Annotated in this window: 16 protein-coding genes; 12 read left to right on the forward strand and 4 right to left on the reverse strand. The window is 70.1% G+C overall.

Going from position 1 to position 20,609, the window contains the following annotated elements; genetic code table 11:
• Window positions 1-341: 341 nt before the first annotated feature.
• From AC3EO4_RS06330 to AC3EO4_RS06350, 5 genes are all read left to right on the forward strand, one after another.
• Window positions 342-2,696, forward strand: a complete 2,355-nt coding sequence (locus AC3EO4_RS06330) for an ATP-binding protein (RefSeq protein ID WP_431894237.1) — start codon at window positions 342-344, stop codon at window positions 2,694-2,696.
• 184 nt (window positions 2,697-2,880) lie between these two features.
• Window positions 2,881-3,387, forward strand: coding sequence for a hypothetical protein (locus tag AC3EO4_RS06335; protein ID WP_379573130.1), 507 nt, complete (start codon window positions 2,881-2,883; stop codon window positions 3,385-3,387).
• Window positions 3,388-3,629: 242 nt separating this feature from the next.
• The gene (locus AC3EO4_RS06340) at window positions 3,630-4,037 is read left to right on the forward strand and encodes a hypothetical protein (protein WP_379573131.1); all 408 of its coding nucleotides are present in this window, start codon (window positions 3,630-3,632) and stop codon (window positions 4,035-4,037) included.
• A 56-nt stretch (window positions 4,038-4,093) separates the two neighbouring features.
• A complete protein-coding gene (locus tag AC3EO4_RS06345) occupies window positions 4,094-5,194 on the forward strand; it encodes a serine hydrolase domain-containing protein (protein WP_431894240.1) in 1,101 nt (366 codons plus the stop codon).
• Between the two features lie 114 nt (window positions 5,195-5,308).
• Window positions 5,309-6,619 (forward strand): serine hydrolase domain-containing protein, encoded by a 1,311-nt coding sequence (locus tag AC3EO4_RS06350; RefSeq protein WP_431894241.1) that lies wholly within the window; start codon window positions 5,309-5,311, stop codon window positions 6,617-6,619.
• 202 nt (window positions 6,620-6,821) lie between these two features.
• Here AC3EO4_RS06350 and AC3EO4_RS06355 read toward each other — a convergent pair whose 3' ends face one another.
• A complete protein-coding gene (locus AC3EO4_RS06355) occupies window positions 6,822-7,376 on the reverse strand; it encodes a dihydrofolate reductase family protein (RefSeq protein ID WP_431894243.1) in 555 nt (184 codons plus the stop codon).
• Between the two features lie 118 nt (window positions 7,377-7,494).
• Between AC3EO4_RS06355 and AC3EO4_RS06360 the strand changes: the two genes are divergently transcribed.
• A complete protein-coding gene (locus tag AC3EO4_RS06360; protein ID WP_379573135.1) occupies window positions 7,495-8,475 on the forward strand; it encodes a LysR family transcriptional regulator in 981 nt (326 codons plus the stop codon).
• A 121-nt stretch (window positions 8,476-8,596) separates the two neighbouring features.
• Here AC3EO4_RS06360 and AC3EO4_RS06365 read toward each other — a convergent pair whose 3' ends face one another.
• Complete coding sequence (locus AC3EO4_RS06365) at window positions 8,597-9,079, reverse strand: GNAT family N-acetyltransferase (protein WP_379573136.1); 483 nt, start codon at window positions 9,077-9,079, stop codon at window positions 8,597-8,599.
• A gap of 264 nt (window positions 9,080-9,343) precedes the next feature.
• Here AC3EO4_RS06365 and AC3EO4_RS06370 point away from each other — a divergent pair, with 264 nt between their 5' ends.
• The 6 genes from AC3EO4_RS06370 (at window position 9,344) to AC3EO4_RS06395 (ending at window position 15,927) form a co-directional block, all read left to right on the forward strand.
• A complete protein-coding gene (locus AC3EO4_RS06370) occupies window positions 9,344-10,057 on the forward strand; it encodes an ABC transporter ATP-binding protein (RefSeq protein ID WP_379573137.1) in 714 nt (237 codons plus the stop codon).
• The gene (locus tag AC3EO4_RS06375; protein WP_431894246.1) at window positions 10,054-10,743 is read left to right on the forward strand and encodes an ABC transporter permease; all 690 of its coding nucleotides are present in this window, start codon (window positions 10,054-10,056) and stop codon (window positions 10,741-10,743) included. Before AC3EO4_RS06370 ends, AC3EO4_RS06375 begins: the two co-directional genes overlap by 4 nt.
• A 4-nt stretch (window positions 10,744-10,747) precedes the next feature.
• The gene (locus AC3EO4_RS06380) at window positions 10,748-11,833 is read left to right on the forward strand and encodes a sensor histidine kinase (protein WP_379573139.1); all 1,086 of its coding nucleotides are present in this window, start codon (window positions 10,748-10,750) and stop codon (window positions 11,831-11,833) included.
• Window positions 11,833-12,429 (forward strand): response regulator, encoded by a 597-nt coding sequence (locus tag AC3EO4_RS06385; RefSeq protein WP_379573223.1) that lies wholly within the window; start codon window positions 11,833-11,835, stop codon window positions 12,427-12,429. The genes AC3EO4_RS06380 and AC3EO4_RS06385 overlap by 1 nt, the downstream gene beginning before the upstream one ends.
• Before the next feature lie 120 nt (window positions 12,430-12,549).
• Window positions 12,550-12,900, forward strand: a complete 351-nt coding sequence (locus AC3EO4_RS06390; RefSeq protein ID WP_379573140.1) for an Mth938-like domain-containing protein — start codon at window positions 12,550-12,552, stop codon at window positions 12,898-12,900.
• 216 nt (window positions 12,901-13,116) lie between these two features.
• Entirely contained in the window at window positions 13,117-15,927 is a 2,811-nt protein-coding gene (locus tag AC3EO4_RS06395; protein WP_431894247.1) for an AfsR/SARP family transcriptional regulator, read from the forward strand.
• Between the two features lie 14 nt (window positions 15,928-15,941).
• On the opposite strand, the gene AC3EO4_RS06400 is transcribed toward AC3EO4_RS06395, so the two are convergent.
• Window positions 15,942-18,773, reverse strand: coding sequence for an AfsR/SARP family transcriptional regulator (locus AC3EO4_RS06400; protein WP_431894249.1), 2,832 nt, complete (start codon window positions 18,771-18,773; stop codon window positions 15,942-15,944).
• Window positions 18,774-18,790: 17 nt separating this feature from the next.
• On the reverse strand, window positions 18,791-20,608 hold the full coding sequence (locus AC3EO4_RS06405) for a CASTOR/POLLUX-related putative ion channel (RefSeq protein ID WP_431894250.1): 1,818 nt from the start codon (window positions 20,606-20,608) through the stop codon (window positions 18,791-18,793).
• Between the last annotated feature and the right edge of the window lies 1 nt (window position 20,609).

Raw genomic sequence — 20,609 nt, forward strand, 5'->3', positions numbered from 1 at the left:
CGGCCCGCTCCGCTTCGCCGCCGGGGACCCGGCCGGGTGCCACGCCGAGCGCCGCGAGCAGCAGCAGCAGCCAAAGCCTCCGCTGCCTCGACCGGCACGCACCCCGGCGTGAAACCGTGCGGGTCGAGGTAGCGGGAGATCGTTACGGCCCGGCGCGGGCGCGGTGGCGGCCGGCGCGGGCGCGGTGGCGGCCGGCGCGGGCGCGGTGGCGGCCGGCGCGGGCGGCCGGCGCGTTCCGGCCCGCACCGAACATCAGGCAGCCGCACCACGGTCTGACCGCGCTCTGGCCGTATGTGTAATTTGTCGCCCAAAGAGAACTTCTGACGAGGGATCGGAACCAGGTGAGCAACGAGCTGGCGGAGCGTCTGCGGCAGATCCGGGAGGCGTCCGGACGTAGTCTGCGCGAGCTCGAACGCGCCATCCATGTGAGCAGTTCCTCGTTGTCCCGATATCTGTCGGGGCAGTCGGTGCCGCCTTGGCCGGTGGTTGTCGCGCTGTGCCAGGTGGCGGGCCGCGATCCCCGGCCGCTGCGGCCGTTGTGGGAGCGCGCCAAGCGTGCCCCCGTGACACCTCGGCCGTCGGCGTCACGCCCGGCGGCTTCGGCGGCTTCGGCGGGACGCAACGACCTGCCGTACGACATCAGCGCCTTCACCGGCCGCAGGGAGGAGCTGGCGGCGCTGCTGGAGGCCGCCCGCACGAACCGGATGGTGGCGATCGACGGCATGGCGGGCGTGGGCAAGACCGCCTTGGCCGTGCGCGCCGCTCACCGGCTGGCCGCCGACTTCCCTGACGGGCAGCTCTACGTCGACCTGCACGGGTTCACTCCAGGCCGGGAGCCGGTCGAGCCCGCTGAGGCGCTGCGTGTGCTGTTGTCCGCGCTCGACGTGGCTTCGGCCCGCATTCCCGAGGCCACGTCGGAGCGGGCCGCACTCTGGAGGGCCGAGCTGGCGCGGCGCCGGGCCGTGATCGTTCTCGACAACGCCGTCGACGCGGACCAGGTCCGGCTACTCCTTCCGGGTGCGGGGGCGAGCCTCGCCCTGGTGACGAGCCGCCGGCGGATGGTCGAGCTGGACACCGTCCGTCCGATCACGCTCGAGGTCCTCCCGGCGGCGGACGCGGCCGAGCTGTTCGTGACCGCCTCGGGCGGCGCGAGATCGTCGGGTGATCCCGAGGCCGAGGCGGAGGTGCTGCGGTTGTGCGGCTATCTGCCTCTGGCCATCCGGGTGGCGGCGGCCCGGCTGCGGCACCGTCCCGCGTGGACGGTCGCCACGCTCGCCGAACGGCTGCGAAGCGGCGAACTGGACGTCTCGAACGTCCTCGCGATGTCCCTGAGGCAGCTCGATCCGGCGCAACGGCGGATGTTCCGGCTGCTGGGACTGGTGCCGGGTGAGGGCGTCGACGCCTGGGCCGCGGCGGCGCTGGCCGACGTCCCCTTCGGCAACGCGCGGTCCCTGCTGGAGGATCTGGTGGACGCGCACCTGTTGCAGGAGTCCGCGGCCGGCCGCTATCGGATGCATGACCTGTTGCGGCAGGTGGCCGTCGCCGAGGCGTCGCCGGACCGGAGTCCGGCGATCGCGCGGCTGCTCGACTACTACCTGAGCGGCATGCTCGCCGCGGACGCCGCGATGTCCCATGAGACGGCGGGGGCGCCGATCACCGTGTCCTATCCGCCCACCGCTCTTCCGGCTTTCGACGGCCACGACGAGGCGCTCGCCTGGCTGGACGCGGAGGTGCCCGACATCGTCACGGCGTTCGAGCTGGCGGTGGAGCTCGGCCTCGACACGGCTACGGCCGGGCTCGCCCAGGTCATGGGCGTCTATTTCGGCAGACGTGGCGGAATGGAGCGGTGGGGCCGGGTACTGGACGCCGCGCTCCCCGCCGCCGAACGTCTGGGCGACCGGCGGGCGGCGGCCTGGCTGACCTACCGGCGCGGCATCGCCCGGCAGTTCTCGGGCCGCGCGGCCGAGGCGAGCGCCGACTACCGGGCCGCTCGGGCCCTCATGGCGGAGGCCGGCGACCGGGACGGGGAAGGAATGGCGTTGCAGCGGCTCGCCGAACGGCAGATGGACGACGGATGCTTCGAGGAGGCCATCGACCTTCTGCGGCAGGCCGCCGATCTGCAGCCGGAAGCAACCACCACGCAGGGCCATGTGGTGACGCGTGCGCGGATCGGTCACGCGCTGGTTCAACTCGGCCGGTTCGCAGAGGCTCACGAGGCGGCCACCGAAGCGGTCAAGGTGGCTCGGGACATCGACAACCTGCATCTGGAGACGATGGCGCTGCGAGTGCACGGCGCGGTGGCGCTCGGGACGGGTGACGCCTCGGGCGCATTGGAGCTCTTCCGTACGGCACTGGCCCAGACCCGGGCGACGGGCCACCGGATCGCGGAGGCGCTGAGCCTGACCGACATCGCGATGGCCGCCCGCGCCCTCGGCCGGGTCGTGGAGGCGCTGGATCATCACGCGGAAGCCCTGCGGATCATCCACGAGACCGGTGAACGACTGCGCGCCGCCCCGATCCTCATACCGTACGGCGAGACCTGCCTCGCGGCCGGCGATCGCGGCGAGGCCGCGCGTCACCTGCGACAGGCCTTCGACCTGGCCACGGCCCTCGGTCTTCGCCATCTGGAGGCCGAGGCCCGCCGCGTGCTCGCCGCGATGAATCTCGAACCGGGAGCGGACCCCGCGGACAGGTGAGCGGCGGCGTCCCACCTGGGGCACATCTGGGACAGCTGGGCATCGCCACATAACCGCAGGTCAGCGGAGTGTTTCAGTGTTGCGTGTCCCATCGGGAGGCTGTCGCCCTCCCGGGGGCGGGGGCGCGGGTGCCAGTCTCGGCGACGTGACCGGCACCCGCCCCTCTCCCCGGAAGGCGATCCCGATGAACTTCCTGCTCTCCGCGCTGACCGCGCTTCCCATCCGATGGGAGGTGGCCGGCACGGTCGACGCCCCTGCCGACGCGGTCGCCGACCTGCTGCTGGCCGTCAAGCCCGGCCGGGTGGGCGACGACAACCTGCTCGTCCTGGCCGGCATGTCCGCCGCGCGACGCGGCGCGATGACCGTGCTCGCCGGTGACCTCACAGGCTCGTACCGAGCCGTGGTCGCCGGGACGGACGGTCAGGTCGACATCGCGGTCGATCCGGGTCTTCGGGCCGTCGCCGTACAGAGCTGGTACGGCGGCGTGCACACGGTGACATCGGCCGAAGACGGCATCAGCCGGGTCTCGCACCGGGTGCACACCGTGCTGCCCGGCCATGATCGATTCTCCACGCCCGGCGACATGGAGTCTCGGCTGTGGAGCGGGCTTGAGCGGGTGTTGTGCGTCATCGGCGACCGCCTCGGCCGCCCCGCGGGAGACCCGGTGATCGTTCGGGCCACGTCTCACTGATCTGACCAGCTGAACCCCCTCGACGAACGCTGCTCCTGCTGCGCGGACGCAAGACCGGCGCGCATGCCGCCGGCGAGACCCGGACCCTCGTCACCGCATAGAGGGCCCTGCCGTCGACCCCGCGCGGTCGTGTCAGCGGCCGTGTCAGCCCGGCGACGACCCCGTATCAGGGCGGTTGGCAATGCTCTGACCACAAGCAACACCGACACCTCCCCGACAACGGACTCCCGAAGGAGCACACCATGTCCGTCACCCTGACCGCCCAGGACAAGGCCACCCTGCGCACCGCCGCCTACGGCGCCGTCTCGCTGCTGTCCGCCGCCGACGCCGCAGGCTCGCCGCACAAGGCCGCCACTCACGGCTCCATCGCTCTGTCCTCCGCGACCGGCCTGGTCGGACACGTCCTCGCCGCGAAGAGCAAGGACATCGACCTGTACGGCAAGAGCGTGGCCGAACTCGCCGACCAGGTGCTGCCGGCCCTGACCGCATCCATGAACCTGCTCAACAAGCAGGACCCGGCAGAAGCCGGCAACTTCCGCAACACCGTCATCGTCGCCATCGAGGCAGCCGCCCGCACCCACCAGGGCCGGCCCAGCCCCACCACGGCCGACATGATCCGCAAGATCACCGCCGCCCTCGACGCCGCCTGACGGCACGCCGCCATCCGCCCGTTCGACCGAAGCACCAGATTCGAAGGAGCACCACCATGACCACCACCGACCAGGCCCGCCCGGAGCTGCAGAAGGCCATCCAGGAGTTCGTCGACTCCGGTCTGGCAGCCGGGGTCCAGGTGCGCGTGCACGACGAACAGGGCGAGTGGGCCGGCAGCGCCGGGGTGCGCGAGCTGGGCCAGAGCGCCAAGCCGGCGACGAACGGCCACTTCCGGATCGGCAGCACCACCAAGACCTTCACCGCGACCCTGGTGCTGCAACTGGTGGCCGACGGCACGATCGAACTGGACGACCCGGTGGCCGACCACCTGCCCGAGTACGGGCTGGACCGGCGCATCACCGCGCGGATGCTGCTGCAGCACACCAGCGGATTGTTCAACTTCACCGGCGAGTACTACCCCGACGGCACGTTCGCGCCGGGGATCCCCGGACTGGGCAAGGAGTGGGTGACCGACAACCGGTTCCACACCTACCAGCCGGAGGAACTGGTGCGGCTGGCGCTGTCCAAGCCGGCGCGGTTCGAGCCGGGGACCGGCTGGAGCTACTCCAACACCAACTACGTGCTGGCCAGACTCCTGGTCGAGAAGGTCACCGGCCGCGCGTACGCCGAGGAGATGCAGGCGCGGATCCTGCGCCCGCTCGGCCTGACGGGCACGGTGGTGCCGGACGCCTCGCCGGACATCCCCGAGCCGCACGCCCACGGCTACTACCGCTACCAGGACGCCGAGGAGTGGAAGACGGTCGACACCACCCGCTTCAACCCCTCCTGGATCTCCGCCGCCGGTGACATGATCTCGACCACCGAGGATCTGCACACGTTCTTCTCCGCGCTGAACTCCGGCAGGCTCCTGCCCGCCCCGCTGCTGGCCGAGATGCGCAAGCCCGACCCCACGATCGGCTACGGCCTGGGGGTGTTCGTGGAGGACACCGAGGGTGGCGGCACCCTCCTGCACCACAACGGCGGCTTCTGGGGCTGGGCGGCGCTGATGTACGGCACGCCCGACGGCAGCAAGACCCTGACCGCCTCGGTGACCACCGGGGAAGCCGAGCTCGACATGGTCGCCATGTCCGAGGCGTTCGAGAAGGTGAAGCAGAAGCTCGTCACGGCGGCGTTCCACGACGAGCGGACCGGCTGACGAAGCCGAGCCGGCTCAGCAGACGACACGGCTGAGCACCCCAGACCCGTTCGATCAACCCCGAGCTGCTCGGCGAGCCTTTCGCCCGAGCGCGACACCAGAGACGAAGGAACCATGAAGATCCCCTCCCCCTCAGCGATCACGGCGACCGGGCCGCGTGTCCACGGCGTGCACCAGCCCCCGGTGCTCGGCAAGGTCTTCCGCCGAGTGACGGTCACGGCGCTGGCGGCCGCGCTGCTGGCCGGGGCGGCTGTGGCCGCACCCGCGGTAGCCGCCGCGGACAGCGGGGCCGTGCAGAAGGCCTCCGCCGGGCAGGATCGCCCGGAGCTGCAGAAGGCCATGCAGGCATTCGTCGACGCCGGTTTCGCCGGGGTGCAGGTACGCGTGCACGACCAGCGGGGCGAGTGGACCGGCAGCGCCGGGGTGCGCAAGCTGGGCCAGAGCGCGAAGCCGCCGACGAACGGGCGGTTCTGGACGGGCAGCGTCATCAAGCCCTTCACCGCGACCCTGGTGTTGCAGCTGGTGGCAGAGGGCAAGATCGGGCTGGACGACCCGGTGGCCGGCTTCCTGCCCAAGCTCGGGCTGGACGAGCGGATCACGGTGCGGATGCTGCTGCAGCACACCAGCGGGGTGTTCAACTACACCGGCGAGTACTACGACGACGGGAGGTTCGTGCCGGGCATTCCCGCCACCGGTGACGCGTGGCTGGCCAACCGGTTCAAGACCTACCGGCCGCAGAAGCTGGTACGGCTGGCGCTGTCCAAGCCGGCGCGGTTCGAGCCGGGCACGGACCAGAACTACTCCAACACCAACTACACCCTGGCCCTGCTGCTGATCGAGAAGATCACCGGCCGCTCCTACGCCGAGGAACTGCAGCGGCGGATCCTGCGCCCCCTCGGGATGCGGGACACCATGGTGCCGGGCAACCGGACACGGCTGCCCGGCCCGCACGCCCACGGCTACTACCGCTACCAGGACGCCGCCGGCCGGCAGAAGACGGTCGACATCTCCCGCCAGAACCTCTCCCTGCTGGCCGGCGCCGGGGACCTGATCTCGACCACCCAGGACCTCCACACGTTCATCTCCGCCCTGAACGGCGGCAAGCTCCTGCCGGCCGACCTGCTGGCCGAGATGCGCAAGCCGTACGGAAAGCTCGGCTACGGCCTCGGGCTGTTCGTGCAGGACCTGGGCCCGAACTGCGGCACGGTCTACCAGCACAACGGCGCTCCCCCGCACGGCTACGGCGCGCTGATGTACAGCTCACCCGACGGCAGCAAGACCCTGACCGCCTCGGTGAACTACGTGGACGACGCGGCAAGGTCCCTGGCAGGGAAGTTCCCTGAGCCGTTGAACAAGCTCGTCAAGCAGGTGTTCTGCGGCGGCCAGGCCGGACCTGCCGACAGGGCGGCCGATCCGGCTCAGTAGACAGAACTGAGCGAGCCGTACGCCCTGAGGGTGGACTCCTTACGGTCGGGCAACGGCAGAGCGCGAACCGGGCCACGCCGAACTCGCTGAGTTCGGCGTGGCCCCACCACCGGCCAGGTCCTTCATGTACGGCGCGCACAGGGCGCGGCCACGAACCGAATACGTGGGTGAGAGAGAGAAGGAGGACAGAGTGGAACCAGTCCTAGATGAGCCGCTGACCGGCCGCCGGGCGGTACTCCAGGACGATGGCGCCAGAGCCGAAGGTGGAGGTGGCGGCGAGTGTCCAGGTCGTGCTGTCGACGCCGTCAGGAAACAGGCGCTTGCCTGGGCCCACGACGACGGGATGGACAAGCAGCTTGAGCTCGTCGACGAGACCGTGCTTGATCAGGTAGTTGACCAGATCGGCGCTGCCGTACACCAGGAGGTCCCGGCCGGGCTCGCGCTTGAGCTTGGTGACCTGTTCCGCGACGTCACCCTTGATCACGACCGCGTTCCAGCCGGCTCTCCGCAGGGTCGTGGACGCCACGTACTTGGGGATGGAGTCCATCCGGGCGGCGAAATCGCTCTCGCGCGCCATCGCCGGCCACATCTTGGACAGGCTGTCGAAGGTCCTGCGGCCCAGCAGCAGCGCGCGGCTGGCGAACAGGTGGCCGCTGTGGAACCTGGCGTGCTCGTCGTTCCAGAACGGCCCGGCCCACGTGGGTTCCTCCACGACGCCGTCCATGGAGACGACGATGACCACGACGACCTTGCTCATCGTTGTTCTCCGTTTCCTGCCGCCGGACCGTCCTTTCCAGCGTGCAGTACGGCGAAAGAGCGAACAACGAGCCAAAGCGAAACGATCGTTTACCGGGGCTCAACGACCTGGAGGGCTCGTGCTCGAACGACTTGAGCTGGAAGCGTTCCTGGTCCTGGCCGAGGAGCTCCATTTCGGGCGCACCGCCGAGCGGCTGCATGTGACCACCGGCCGGATCAGCCAGACCATCAAGAAACTGGAGCGCCAGGTCGGGGCGCCGCTGTTTGAACGCACCAGCCGCGCGGTGCGGCTCACCGAGTTGGGGCAGCGGCTGCGTGCCGATCTGCGCCCCGCCTACGAACAGATCGGGACCGGACTCGAACAGGCCATCATCGCCGCCCGCGGCATCACGGGCACCCTGAAGGTCGGCTTCTCCGCCCTGTGGTCCGGCGACCTCGTCGTCACAGCCGCCGACCTCTTCCGCGTCCGCTACCCCGACTGTGAGGTCCACATTCAGGAGGTGCAACTGGGCGATCCCCTCGGACCGCTGCGCGCCGGCGAACTCGACCTCCAGCTCACCGAATTCCCCATCGACGAGCCGGACATCACCGCTGGTCCCGTCATCTTCTCCGAGCCCCGCGCCCTCATGGTCCCCGACCGGCATCCCCTCGCCCGGCGGGAGACCGTCTCCCTCGAGGACCTCGCCGACGTCATCCTCCTGCCGATGACCGGCAACATCCCCGACTACTGGCTGGACTACCACTATCCACAGCGAACTCCCGCGGGCCGTCCCATCCCGCACGGCCCGCCCATCACCTACTGGCAGGAGGTGCTCTCCCACATCCACGTCGGCAAAGGCGTCTCCGTCGTAGCCGCGCGCGGCGCCCGCTACTATGCCAGGCCTGGCGTCGCCTTCGTGCCCTTCAGCGACGCGCCGCCCATCGAGTACGGCCTCCTCTGGCGCAAGACCGGCGAGAACACCCGGATCCGTGCGTTCATCCAGATCATCCACGAGATCCGCCGAAGCGTGCCCAGAGAAGACGAGGTCAGAAGGCACAAGAGCCGGATGGCAGGCCGAAGGCCGCCACGCCCGGACGAGGGCCGCAGACCAACGTCCTGACGGACGGTTTGAGCGGTGCGTACAGCGAACAACCGTCGACTCCGACGAGGCGTTCCCCGAGGAGCTCAACAAGCGGGTGAAGGTGGCCTTCGAGATCGAGCCCGGCGAGCGACCTCACCGGTCAGCCGCGCGCCCGCTCCCACAGCCGCTCGCCGTCGTCGAACCGGTCGGTGGGGGTTAGCCCTGCCCGTGCGGCGACGGCGGCGGAGGCGGCGTTGCCGGGGTGGATGTGCGCCACGACGCGGTCGACGTCCCTGGCGAAGAGCCGGGCGATCATCGCCTGGGTGGCTTCGGTGGCGTATCCCCTCCGCTGCCAGCCGACGCCGACCACCCAGGCGATCTCGGCTCTGCGGCCCTGTTCAGTGATCGTCGCCTGCACGTAGCCGACCGCCTGCCCGTCGGCTTCCCTGCGGATGATCCAGTTGTGCCATTCCTCCTGCCCATCGGGAGAACGGCCGGCGACCTGCCGCGTGTAGCGGGCGCGCAGGCCGTCCAGCGTGGGGGCCGAGCCGCCGATGAAGGCGTAGAGATCGTCACCGCTCAGGACGTCCACCATCTCGTCGGCGTCGGCCACGGTCAGCGGTGTGAGCGAGACCTGGGTCATGCTCCCATTCTCCCGGCTCCGCGCCTGGCGTCGACGGCGGCCGATCACCTCGTACTTGCCGGCGTCGTCGGCGGCGATGAGCCCTGCGCCTGCGCGGCCGGCCGCTGCTTCGACCTGGCGGGCTCACGCTGACGGCCGCCGGCTCATCGGCTCCACCGCTCCAGTCGACCACATCGCCCCGGCAGACGGCATCCCTCGGATGGAGGATGCCGGGCGACGTGATGGGCGATGCCGTACGGCTCGCCGTCGCACGACGCTTTGAGCATGGAAGCCATCGAAGTGAGGGACCTCCGCAAGACATACGGAGGCACGCACGCCGTGGACGGTGTCACGTTCACGGTACGGACCGGCGAGACGTTCGGGCTCGTCGGCCACAACGGGGCGGGCAAGACCACGACCGTCGAGTGCCTGATCGGGCTCAGGCGGCCCGACGGGGGCACGGTCCGGGTGCTCGGCGAGGACCCGGCGCGCAGGCGGCGGGGGCCGGCGCAGCGGGTCGGGGCGCAGTTGCAGGAGAGCTCGCTGCCGGAGCGGATCAAGGTGGCCGAGGCGCTGCGCATGTTCGGCTCCTTCTACCAGAGGGCGGCCGACTGGCGGCAGGTGATGGAACGCTGGGGGCTCGGGCCGCTGGCGCGGAAGGCGTTCGGCGACCTGTCCGGTGGCCAGAAGCAGCGGCTGATGCTCGCGCTCGCCCTGGTCGGCGACCCCGAGGTGGTCGTGCTCGACGAGCTGACCACGGGCCTCGACCCGATCGCGCGCAGGGAAACCTGGCGGCTGGTCAAGGATCTCAAGACGACCGGCACCACCGTCGTGCTGGTCAGCCACTACTTCGACGAGACCGAGGCGCTCTGCGACCGGGTCGCCGTCCTCGCCCGCGGCCAGGTCAGGGCCATGGGCAGCCCGAGCGAGATCATCGCTGGGACCGGCACCGCCTCCCTGGAAGAGGCCTACTTCGCGCTGGAGGGTGCGGACCGATGAAAGCGTTCACCTCTCTCACAGCCACCGAGCTGCGGCTGCTGTTCCGCGACCCCGCGTCGATGTTCTTCATGATGGCGTTCCCGCTCATGCTGCTGGTGCTGAAGCGCGGCGAGAGCGGCACCGTACCCGGGTACATCGCGATGATCGCCGCCATCGGCGGGATGGGCGCGCTGCCCGGCATCGTGGCCTCCTACCGCGAACGCAAGGTGCTCAAGCGGCTGGCCGCCACGCCGATCTCCCCCGTCCTGCTGCTCGCCGGCCAGCTGGTGGCGCAGGTCGTCGCGACGCTGGCGGGGGCGGTGGTGCTGGTGGTCGTCTCGATCGTGGTGTTCGACGTCGAGGCACCGAGGAACGTGCCCCTGCTGGCCGCCGCCTTCCTGCTGTGCTCGGTGATGGTCTGCTCGCTCGGGTTCGTGATCGCGGCGGTCGTCCGCAACACCAGGGGCGCGAGCCTGATCGGGATGCTGGTCACGTTCCCGATGATCTTCCTGGCCGGCGCGGCCGTGCCCAGGAAGGCGCTGCCGGACTCGCTGCGCCAGATCGGCGACTTCCTGCCGCTGACCCCGGGCGTGCAGGCACTGAGCGACGGGTGGTCCGGCACCGCCGCGGTCTTCCCGATGATGATCCTCACCGGGATAATCGTGGCCGGCACGGCCGTCGCCGCCGCGCTGTTCCGATGGGAGTGACGACATGAGCATCTGGGAGGCGCGCTGGTCGCGTGCCTTCCATTGGCTCTTCTACGCCTGCCTGGCCCTCGGGTCGATCCTGTCGATCGGCGAGAACGGCGGCCCAGAGCCGCTGACGCTGGGCATCGTCGCGCTGATGGCCCTCTGGCACTGGTTCTTCGTCGTGCGGCGGCCGGAGCTGATCGGGCGGCTCAACCCGATGGCGTTCCACCTGGTCGTGATCTGCGGGCTCTACGTCGCCCTGGTGGTCGGCGACCGCGCCTTCGACGTGGTGATCTTCGGTCTGATGCCCCAGCCGTACCTCATGCTGGCCGCCCCCTGGTCCTACGCGGGGGCGGTGGCGACGGTCCTGTGCACCTTCGCCGCCCGGGGCAGGCTGGACGACCCCGGCGCCCTGTGGGAGCTCGCCGGAGCCGCCGGCCTGGTGGTGGCGATCGGGCTGTTCGTGGACTACGTGTCCAAGCAGAGCGCGCAGAACAGAACGGTCGGGGTCCTGGAGGAACGGGCGAGGCTGGCAAGGGAGATCCACGACACCATCGCCCAGGGACTGAGCGGGATCATCACCCAGCTGGAGGCGGCCGAGCAGGCGATGCCCGACCTGCCCGCCGTGCAGAAGCGGATCTCGCTGGCCAAGGAGCTGGCGCGCGACAACCTGCGGGAGGCACGGCGTTCCGTGGACGCGCTGCGACCGGGGCCGCTGGCCGACGCCCAGCTCGACGCGGCGCTCACGGAGGTGGCCGGCCGGTGGTCGCGGACGTCGGGGCTGACGGCGACCGTGTCGGTGGAGGGCACGCCCAGGCCGCTGGCGGGCGAGGTGGGGGCAACGCTGCTCCGGGCGGCGCAGGAAGGGCTGTCCAACGTCGCCAAGCACGCGCGGGCGGGCAGGGTGGCGATCACGCTGACCTACATGGACGACGAGGTGACGCTCGACGTGTTCGACGACGGGGCGGGGTTCGACCCGGCCGCGCGGAGCCAGGGGTACGGGCTGGCCGCCATGCGCGAGCGGGCCGGCGGGGTGGGCGGCACGCTGACGGTGGAGTCCGCTCCGGGGGAAGGGACGGCGCTGTGCCTGCGCATCCCCTCAAGCTGATGATCGTCGACGACCATCCGGTGGTCCGTGACGGGCTGCGCGGCATGTTCGACCACGTGGCCGACATCGAGGTCGTGGCGGAGGCGTCCGACGGGTTCGAGGCGCTGGCCATGGCCAGGCGGGCAAGCCCGGACGTGGTGCTCATGGACCTGCGCATGCCCGGACTCGATGGGGTGGGCGCGATCGAGCGGCTGCACGCCGACCATCCGGAGATCAAGGTGATCGTCCTGACCACGTACGACACGGACGCGGACGTGATGCGGGCCATGGCCGCCGGGGTCGCGGGCTACCTGCTGAAGGACGCGCCACGGGAGGAGCTGCACCGGGCGGTCCGCACGGCCGCCGCCGGAGGAGCGGTCCTGGCCCCGTCGATCGCGTCCGCCATCATCGGCAGGCCCCCTGTGCAGGAGCCGAGCCCGCGGGAGCTGGAGGTGCTCCGCCTGGTGGCGCGCGGCGCGGCGAACAAGGAGATCGCCAGGACGCTGCTGATCAGCGAGACGACGGTGAAGACGCATCTCAAGCACGTCTTCGCCAAGCTCGGCGTCGACAGCAGGGCAGCGGCGGTCGTCGTGGCCATGGAACGCGGGCTTCTGTGACGTGGTTGAGGCCGCGCTTCTTCCTCTCCCCCGTGTCGCAGAACTGGCGGCCACTCCTGCTGCGACCGATCAGGCGCGACGCGAGGCGAGTAATCTCGGCGTATGGAGCGTCGATCACCTTTGATCACACATATCTCCTGGGGCCGGATGGTGGTCGAGGGCCTCGGAGAAGGCAAGGATTTCAAGCTCTACCCCGGTGGAGGACGCCCCTGGGACTGGAACGAGACCGGCACGCGGCACACTCCTGGCATCCAGCCTGCCGACGTACAGGAGTTGCTCGACAACGGCAGCCAGGTGATCGTTCTCTCCCGCGGCATGCGGATGCTCCTGCAGACGTGCCCCGAGACGCTGGACCTCTTGATGGACAAAGGCATCGAGATCTATGTGGAGGAGACGACAGCCGCCGTCCAGCGGTACAACGCCATGGTGGAGACCGCTCCCGTGGGTGGATTGATCCACTCCACGTGTTGATCAGGCCCCTTCACCGAGATCCGCCATTTCCCGCCGTGCCCGCACTTCCCCGTCCCCTCTGAACATCCGTCCGCACCCGCGTAGCGGCACCCCCGGGATCAGCCGGGCGAAGCGCGGCAAGAATGTGGGCCGACCAGTCGCTGCGCTATCGGCCTTCGGGGAGAATCGGACCGGATTTCGGCGGTAGGAAAGCGATCTTGATCACGATTCGGTCGCGTGCGTTCGCCTATAGTTCTTGGCTCGGGGGTGTTCGTGGCGGTACGGGTGGCTGTGCTGGGGCCGGTGCGGGGCTGGCGTGACGGTGCGGAGGTGCGGCTCGGGCCGCCGAAGCAGCGGGAGCTGCTGGCGGTGCTGGTGCTGGCCGGTGAGCGTACGGTGCCGATCGAGGGAATCATCGACGCCCTGTGGGACGACGAGCCCCCGGCTTCGGCGCTCTCGATCGTGCGCACCTACGTGTCGCTGCTGCGCAAGGCGATAGGCCATGAGCACCTGGTGTCGCGGGGACGCGGGTACGCGCTCGCCGGCGTCGGCACGGATCTGGCCGACTTCGAGAGGCTGACCCGCCAGGGCGCCTACCGAGAGGCGTTGGAGTTATGGACGGGTGAGCCTGCCGGCCTGCGCGGACCTCACCTGCGCCGCCTGGAAGAGGTCAGGCTCGTGGCCATCGAATCGGCCTGTGCCCAGGAGCTGGACAGCGGGCAGGCGCCCGGTCAGGTCCTGGCAGAGCTGGCCGAGCTGTCGGCGCGGTATCCGCTGAGGGAGCGGTTGCGGGCCTTGCTGATGCGAGCCCTGGCCGCCGGCGGACGCCGCCCTGAGGCGCTGGCGGTCTTCGCCGACCTACGGCAGACGCTCGCCGACGAGCTGGGCATCGATCCCGGCCCCGAGGTGGCCGAGCTGTTTCAGCACCTGCTGAGCGTTGACAGTGCTCCGGCGCCCGCCCTGATGCAGGTCCCTGCGCAGTTGCCGCCCGGCCCGGCCGACTTCACCGGCCGCGCCGAGCTGGTCGCCGGCTTGGTGGCGGCGTTGGCGGCCCGAGCCGGTCAGGCGCCCATGGTCACGGTCATGACCGGCATCGGCGGTGTCGGCAAGACCACGCTGGCCGTGCGGGCGGCGCATACCGTACGGGAACACTTCCCGGACGGGCAGCTCTTCGCCGACCTGCAGGGCGCCGGCGCCGCGCCGGCCGATCCTGCGGTTGTGCTGGCCGCCTTCCTGCGGGCGCTGGGCGTCGCCGACGAGCGCCTGCCCGAAACGCTGGAGGAGCGCGCGGCGCTGTTCCGCTCCACGGTGGCCGATCGGCGCGTGCTGGTGGTTCTCGACAACGCGCGCGATCACGCACAGGTGTTGCCGCTGCTGCCGGGCTCGTCCTCCTGCCGGGTGCTGGTGACCAGCAGGGCACGCCCCTCCCTCCTGCCGAGCGCCCGCCTCGTCGAGGTGGACGTGCCGCCCGCCGCCGAGGCCCTGGGACTGCTGGAGCGGATCGTCGGCACCCCGCGGGTGTCCGCGGAGACGGCGGACGCCGAGCATCTGGTCGAGCTGTGCGGACGCCTGCCGCTGGCGGTGCGGGTGGCCGGCGCCCGGCTCGCCACCCGCCACGGCTGGCCGATCCGTGTGATGGTCGACAAGCTGGCCGACGAGAGCAAGCGGCTGGCCGCCCTGCGGACCTCTGACGTGGCGGTGAGTGCCGCCTTCGAGCTGTCGTATCGCCAGCTCGATCCTTCCCAGGCCCGAGCCTTCAGGCTGCTCGCGCTGTCGGAGGGGCCGGACCTCCCGCTGGCGGCCGCTGCCGCGATGGTGGACCTGAGCGAGGTCGAGACCGAGGATCTGGTGGAGTCGCTGGTGGATCTCAGCCTGCTGGAATCCCCCGCCCCCGGCCGGTACCGCTACCACGACCTGCTGCGCGCCTACGCACGCTCGCTGGCCGAGCCGGACCGGCCGGCACTCGCCCGGCTGCTGGAGCATTACCTTGCCACGGCACGCAACGCCTTCAACACCCTCAATCCAGGCGATCCCTCGGCCGTCTCAGTGACGGCTGAGGGAGGGCTCACCTTCGACACGATGGAGGCGGCCACCGCGTGGGTCGCCTGTGAGCTGGAATGCCTCATCCGGGTACAAGCGGTGGATCTCTCGAGCGAGCTGCAGATCCTCGACCTGATCCTGCTGTTCGCCTATGAATCCAACAGGCTGGTCCCCAGGTTCCACGACCTTGCCGCCCGCGCCGCCGCCGCGGGCGAGGTCTTCGTCGAGGGGCGCGCCCGCGCCTCCCTCGCCCATGTCCTGCGCGACGCCGGCCGCCTGGACGATGCGATCGCCGAGTGCGCCGCGGCCATGGAGGTCACCCTGCGCGCGGGCGACATGAACCACCATTGGGTGGCCCTGTCGACCATGGGCGTGATCCAGGCCGATCGTCACGACCGCCAGGACGTGGCACTCGACTGTTATCGGCAGGCCGCGGCAGGCTTTCACGAGCTCGGCGAGCGCTATCAGGAGGCGGCCATGCTCTATGGCGTCGGCCAGCGGCTGGCCTCCCTCGAACGCTACGACGAGGCGATCGAGACCCTCCATGAGGCCGAGACCGTCATGCGGGCCCACCTGGGCGACGACGTCCGCGACCCGTACGCCGTGGTCGCGATGGCCAAGGTGTTCACTCGCGCCGGACGCCACCATGAGGCGCTCCCCCTGTTGCAGGAGGCGCTGGCGTTGTTCCGGCAGCGGCGCAATCTCACGTGGGAGCAGTCCACACTGATCTACCTGGTCCGCGTGCTGCTCGCGCTGGATCGCGCCGCCGAGGCTCTGCCCCATGCCGAGGCGGCCGTCGTGCTGGCCGAGGAACGCCGCGGCGGCGGCTGGGCCGACGGCGCGGCCTGGAGCGAGCTGGGCGAGACTCTGCACGCCCTGCGCCAGCACAGCAGGGCGCACTCGTGCTGGGAACGGGCACTGGAGCTGTACGAATCCTTCCCTGCCAAGGCCGCAGAAGTCAGAGCGCTGCTGGAAAAGGCCCGTCCCGAGGTGGCCCGCCCGAGGTGAGCGACGGCCATCCCTCAGGCTTCAACCGCATCGAGCAGCAGGCGGACGTCGGCGGCCTCCGGCAGCGAGAGCCGATCGAAGATCTCCAGGGCCTCGCGCAGACAGGCCCGCGACCGTCCCGGCTGGCCCAACTCGCCCAGCGCCCGACCGAGCGCGGTCAACGCCATACCTTGCCCCCACTCGTCACCCGCCTCCGCAAGGATCGCGAGCGCGTCCTCGGCGTGGTCGAGCGCGCGCTCGGACGCGTTCGCGGCCAGGTGCGTCTCGGCCATCCGGAAAAGCACCGCACCCTCCCACGTCCGCTGCTTGAGCCTGCGGTATTCCGCCAGTGCGATCTCGAGCTTGACCAGAGCCTCACCCGGGTAGCCGGCTTCACGCAGCACTATTCCCAGCTGGTAGGCCGCGCTCGGGTCCGGCCGGCCGTCGCCGAGACCGAGGGAGATCTGTTCGGCCTCCTGCGCCGCGGCGATGGCCTCGCTCACCCGGCCGAGGTCGATCAACGCCCGTGCCAGATTCCCCAGTCCGAGCGCAAGGTCGGCCTTGTCGTCCAGTGAGCGCCACACTTCGACGGCTTGGAAGTACCAGTCGACCGCCTCGGTCATCTGTCGCCTGCTCATCGCGCTCAGAGCGAGGAGGTTCAGCGACTCGGCATAGGTGTCCAGGTCGCCCAGTTGCAGACTGAGCTCCCGGCTTGCCAGGCCGTCCTCGGTGGCGGCGTCCAGACGGCTCCTGCTCACCCGGGTCAGCCCGCGCAGGCAACGGGCTTGCGCTTCCCAGGCCCTTTCCGCAGACTCGACGGCTGCTGACACGACCAGGTCGCCGAGTTGTTCGTACCGTGCGGGGTCTGACTCATACCCGAGTGCGTCCGCCGCCATGTCCAGCAGCTGGACGACCTGATGCACGAGAGTGCCCGTGGTCCTGGCGGCCTGCTCGATGCACCCGAGCAAGCTCTGCTCCTCCTGGTCCGCCCACTCGACCGCAGCTGTCGCGTCGGCGAAGTACAGCCCAGCCAGGCGGGTTCGCACCTTGGCGGGCCGACGGTCGCCGGGATACAACTGCCGGAACGCCGAGGCGATGGACGCCAGGTAGAAGTCGAGCAACCGGCCGAGCGCCGACCGCTGTACCTCGTGATCCTCGGACCGGGATCGGGCGTAGATCTTGAGCAGGTCATGGAAGCGGTAGCGCCCGGGTGACGGCGACTCGAGCATGCTCACGTCGACCAGGCTCTCGCATACTGCCTCAGCTTCAGTTTCAGGAAGGTCGAGCAGCGCGGCCGCCGCGTGCAACGAGACGCCGGCAGCATCTGGTACGGCCAGCAGCCGAAAGGCCCGCGAGTGCGCCGTGTCGAGCTGCTCATAGCCCAGCGAGAAGGTGGCCTCGATGGCCAGGTCGCCTGCCCGCAGCTCGGCCAGTCGGCGGCGTTCGTCTGACAGCCGGTCACGCATGGTGGCGACGCTCCAGTTCGGCCTGGCCGCCAGCCTGGCGGCTGCGATCCTGATCGCCAGAGGGAGGAAGCCACAGGCCGCGACGAGGTCCAAGGCGGCACCGCACTCGAGGGCCACGCGATGCTCGCCCACGATCCTGGTGAACAGTTCCAGCGCGTCAATGGGGCCGAGCACCTCGAGGTCCACTTGGCGGGCGCCGGTGAGCCCGGTCAGCCTGGCTCGACTGGTGATGAGCACGCCGCAGCGTGGCGAGCCTGGCAAAAGCGGTCGTACCTGGCCGACGTCGGACGCGTTGTCGAGAACCACGAGTATGCGACGATCGGCGAGAACGGAACGGTAGAGCGCGGCTCGTTCCGCCGGTTCCTCCGGTAGGTCATCCTGCCCGAGCGCCCGGAGGAACGAGCCGAGGACCGTGGTGGGCTCGACCGGTTTGGCGCCGGCACCACGCAGGTCAACGAAGAGTTGCCCGTCTGGATAATCGCCGGTCAGCTGGTGTGCGACGTGAACGGCCAGGGTCGTCTTGCCGACTCCGCCTACGCCGGCGACGGCCGAGACCACCAGGGCCGAGGTCTCGCCGGCCCGCAGCGCGGCCGCGATGCCCTCGACTTCCTTCTCCCTGCCGGTGAAGTCGGCGACATCGGCGGGCAGTTGTCTGGGCGTGTGCTTCGGCACCGCCGTGTGCGCCGCAGGCCGTACCGTCCGGCCGAGTACTGGGTCGGCGCTGATGATCTGCTGGTAGAGCACGGTCAGCTCCCGGGACGGATCCACCCCGAGCTCGTCGGCGAGCAGTTCACGCGTGTCGATGTAGACGCCGATGGCCTCCGCCTGGCGGCCCGACCGGTAGAGCGCCAGCATCAGCAGCGCCCGCAGTCGCTCCCTGGTCGGGTGGCTCGCGCACAGCACGGTGAGCTCGGAGATGACCTCCGCGTGGCGGCCATCCCCAAGGTCCTGGTCGAGGCGGCGTTCGAGTAGGGTCAGCTGCCGCTCGACCAGCCTGACACGCTGGGCCTGCGCGTAGAAGCCCTCAAGCCCGGCGAGCGGCTCGCCCTGCCAGAGCGCGAGTGCCTCGGCGTATCGCATCTCACTGTGGAGTCGCTCCACCTCCGAGACGTCACGCAGGCCGCCGTGCAGTGCGTAGCCGTCTCCGAAGGAGAACACGACACCATCACCGAGCACCCGGCGCAGCCTTGAGATGTAGGTGCGCAGAGTGCTGAGTGCGGTGCGCGGCTGTTCTTTGCCCCAGACGGCGTCCACGAGTCGGTCATTGCCGACCGCACGACCTTCGGCCAGCAGGAGCATGGCCAGGACCAGGCGCTGTTGCGGCGAGCCCAGATCCAGCTCCTGACCGCCGCGCCAGGCGCGCACCGGGCCGAGCAGGGAGAATCTCAGGTCCTCCGCCATGTCGTCCTCTCCTTCGGTCAGTCCTCGGAGAGGACGATCACTCTGTCGCCCGGCTGGAACGCCAGCGGGGCTGATTTGTCGGGGTTGAGGGTGACCCCGTGCTGAGGCGCCTGGCTGGCGGAGGTGGTCAGGCGGTAGCCGATCGCGGTTTCGCCGCGGCGCCTGGCCGCCTCGATCACGGTGGCGAACGTGGCGGTGGCGCCGGGGACGATGTAGTCGCTCGCCGGCTTGAGGTAGATCTCCGAGCCCTCGTGGGAGAAGAGCTGGTCGAAGACCTGGCCCAGGTGCCGGTTTTCGGCCAGTTGGGTGAGCAGCAGGCTGACCAGCTTGCCGCCGACCACGAAGTCGTCGGCCTCGGCGATCTCGGCGAGCTTCCGGTTGCGCTCGTCGTTCATCTCGCTGACGATCGCCACGCCGGTCCGCATGTCTCGCAGGTGCAGCAGGGTCACCAGGGTCCTGGCATCGGCCTTCTGAGCATCGTAGGCACCATCGGAGAGCACGATCGCATGGTCGTAGCCGCCGATGCCGAGCGACTCCAGCGCGGTGCGGCTGGTGACGTCGACTTCCTTGGCGGAGACGAGCACGCCCGGTGGCAGTGGGAGGTCAGCGACGATGGGCCCGGCGAGGTGGATCTCGGAACCGGTCAGCAGGTAGGGCGCCAGGTCGCGCAGAATCCTGGACCGTCGGTGATTCGAGCCCATGATCAAGGTCTTGGTCGGCTCCCGCTGTGGGACACCGGGGCGAGCGATCGCCTCCTGTCGCACCACGGCCGGCGCCGTCGCCAGCCGGATGGCGGAGTCATCGGGGGCGATGAGGATGAGCTGATCGCCCTGCCGGATCACGCTCTCGCTTGGCGGGTTGAGCACCACGGAACCGTCGTCGCGGCGCACGCCGATCGGCGCCGCGCTGTCGTAGGCGAACAGCGCCTCGCCGTACATCCTGCCGACGAGGGCGGGCTCGGCCCGTATGTAGATCTCTTCGCCGTCGAAGTCCAGCAGGTCGCTGTAGACGGCGGACAGTCCAGGTTGACGGCATGACTGCGCGACCAAGCGGGCGCCGACGTCCTGCGAGTCGATGATCTCGACGTGCGACCCGCCCGCCAGACGGGCAGCAGGGAGATTGTCGCTTTCGGTCACGGCGGCCACGATCGGCGGCCGCCTGCCGGTCCACGGGCGGTGGCCCAGCGCGAGCAGGGTCTTGATCAGCTCAGCGTCATCGGTAGGCAGTACGAGGATCGAGTGAGCCGTGTCCGGGCTCACCAGATCCAAGGCCGTCGGCTCCGCGGGATCGCCGCTGCGCGCCACGATGCGGGTACGCCCTACATCACCGAGCCGGTCGCGCAGTTCTTCCTCCATCTCGACCTTGTCCCGGTCTGCCAGGATGGCCACGACCGGGCGCTTCTCGCTCTCCTTGGCCTTGGCCAGCTCGGAGACGATCGCGAAGACCTCCTCCGACCAGCCGAGCACGACGCTGTGCCCGCTCTCGACCACGCGCGACCGGCCTTTGCGCAGGTTCTCCAGCTTCGAGTCCAGGCCCGCGGTGAGCACGCCGACCAGGGAGCTGACGATGAAGATTCCGCCGATGGTGACGAAGAGCATCATGAAGACGAAGAACGGGCTGCCCTCGTCGCTGCCCATGGTGCCCGGATCGAGGGTGCGGAGCAGGCTCATCCAGGCGACATTCCACCAGGACCCGTTCTCGCCCGCGATCGGGGCGGCGATCGCGGTGACAACGCCGACGAGCACCGCCGATGCCACCGCCAGCCAACCGATCAGGGCGGGCGTTCCCTTCGACATCGTGTTGTCGAACCAGTAGCGCAGCCGCTCGCGGGACACG

The sequence above is a fragment of the Nonomuraea sp. bgisy101 genome (assembly GCF_057708945.1).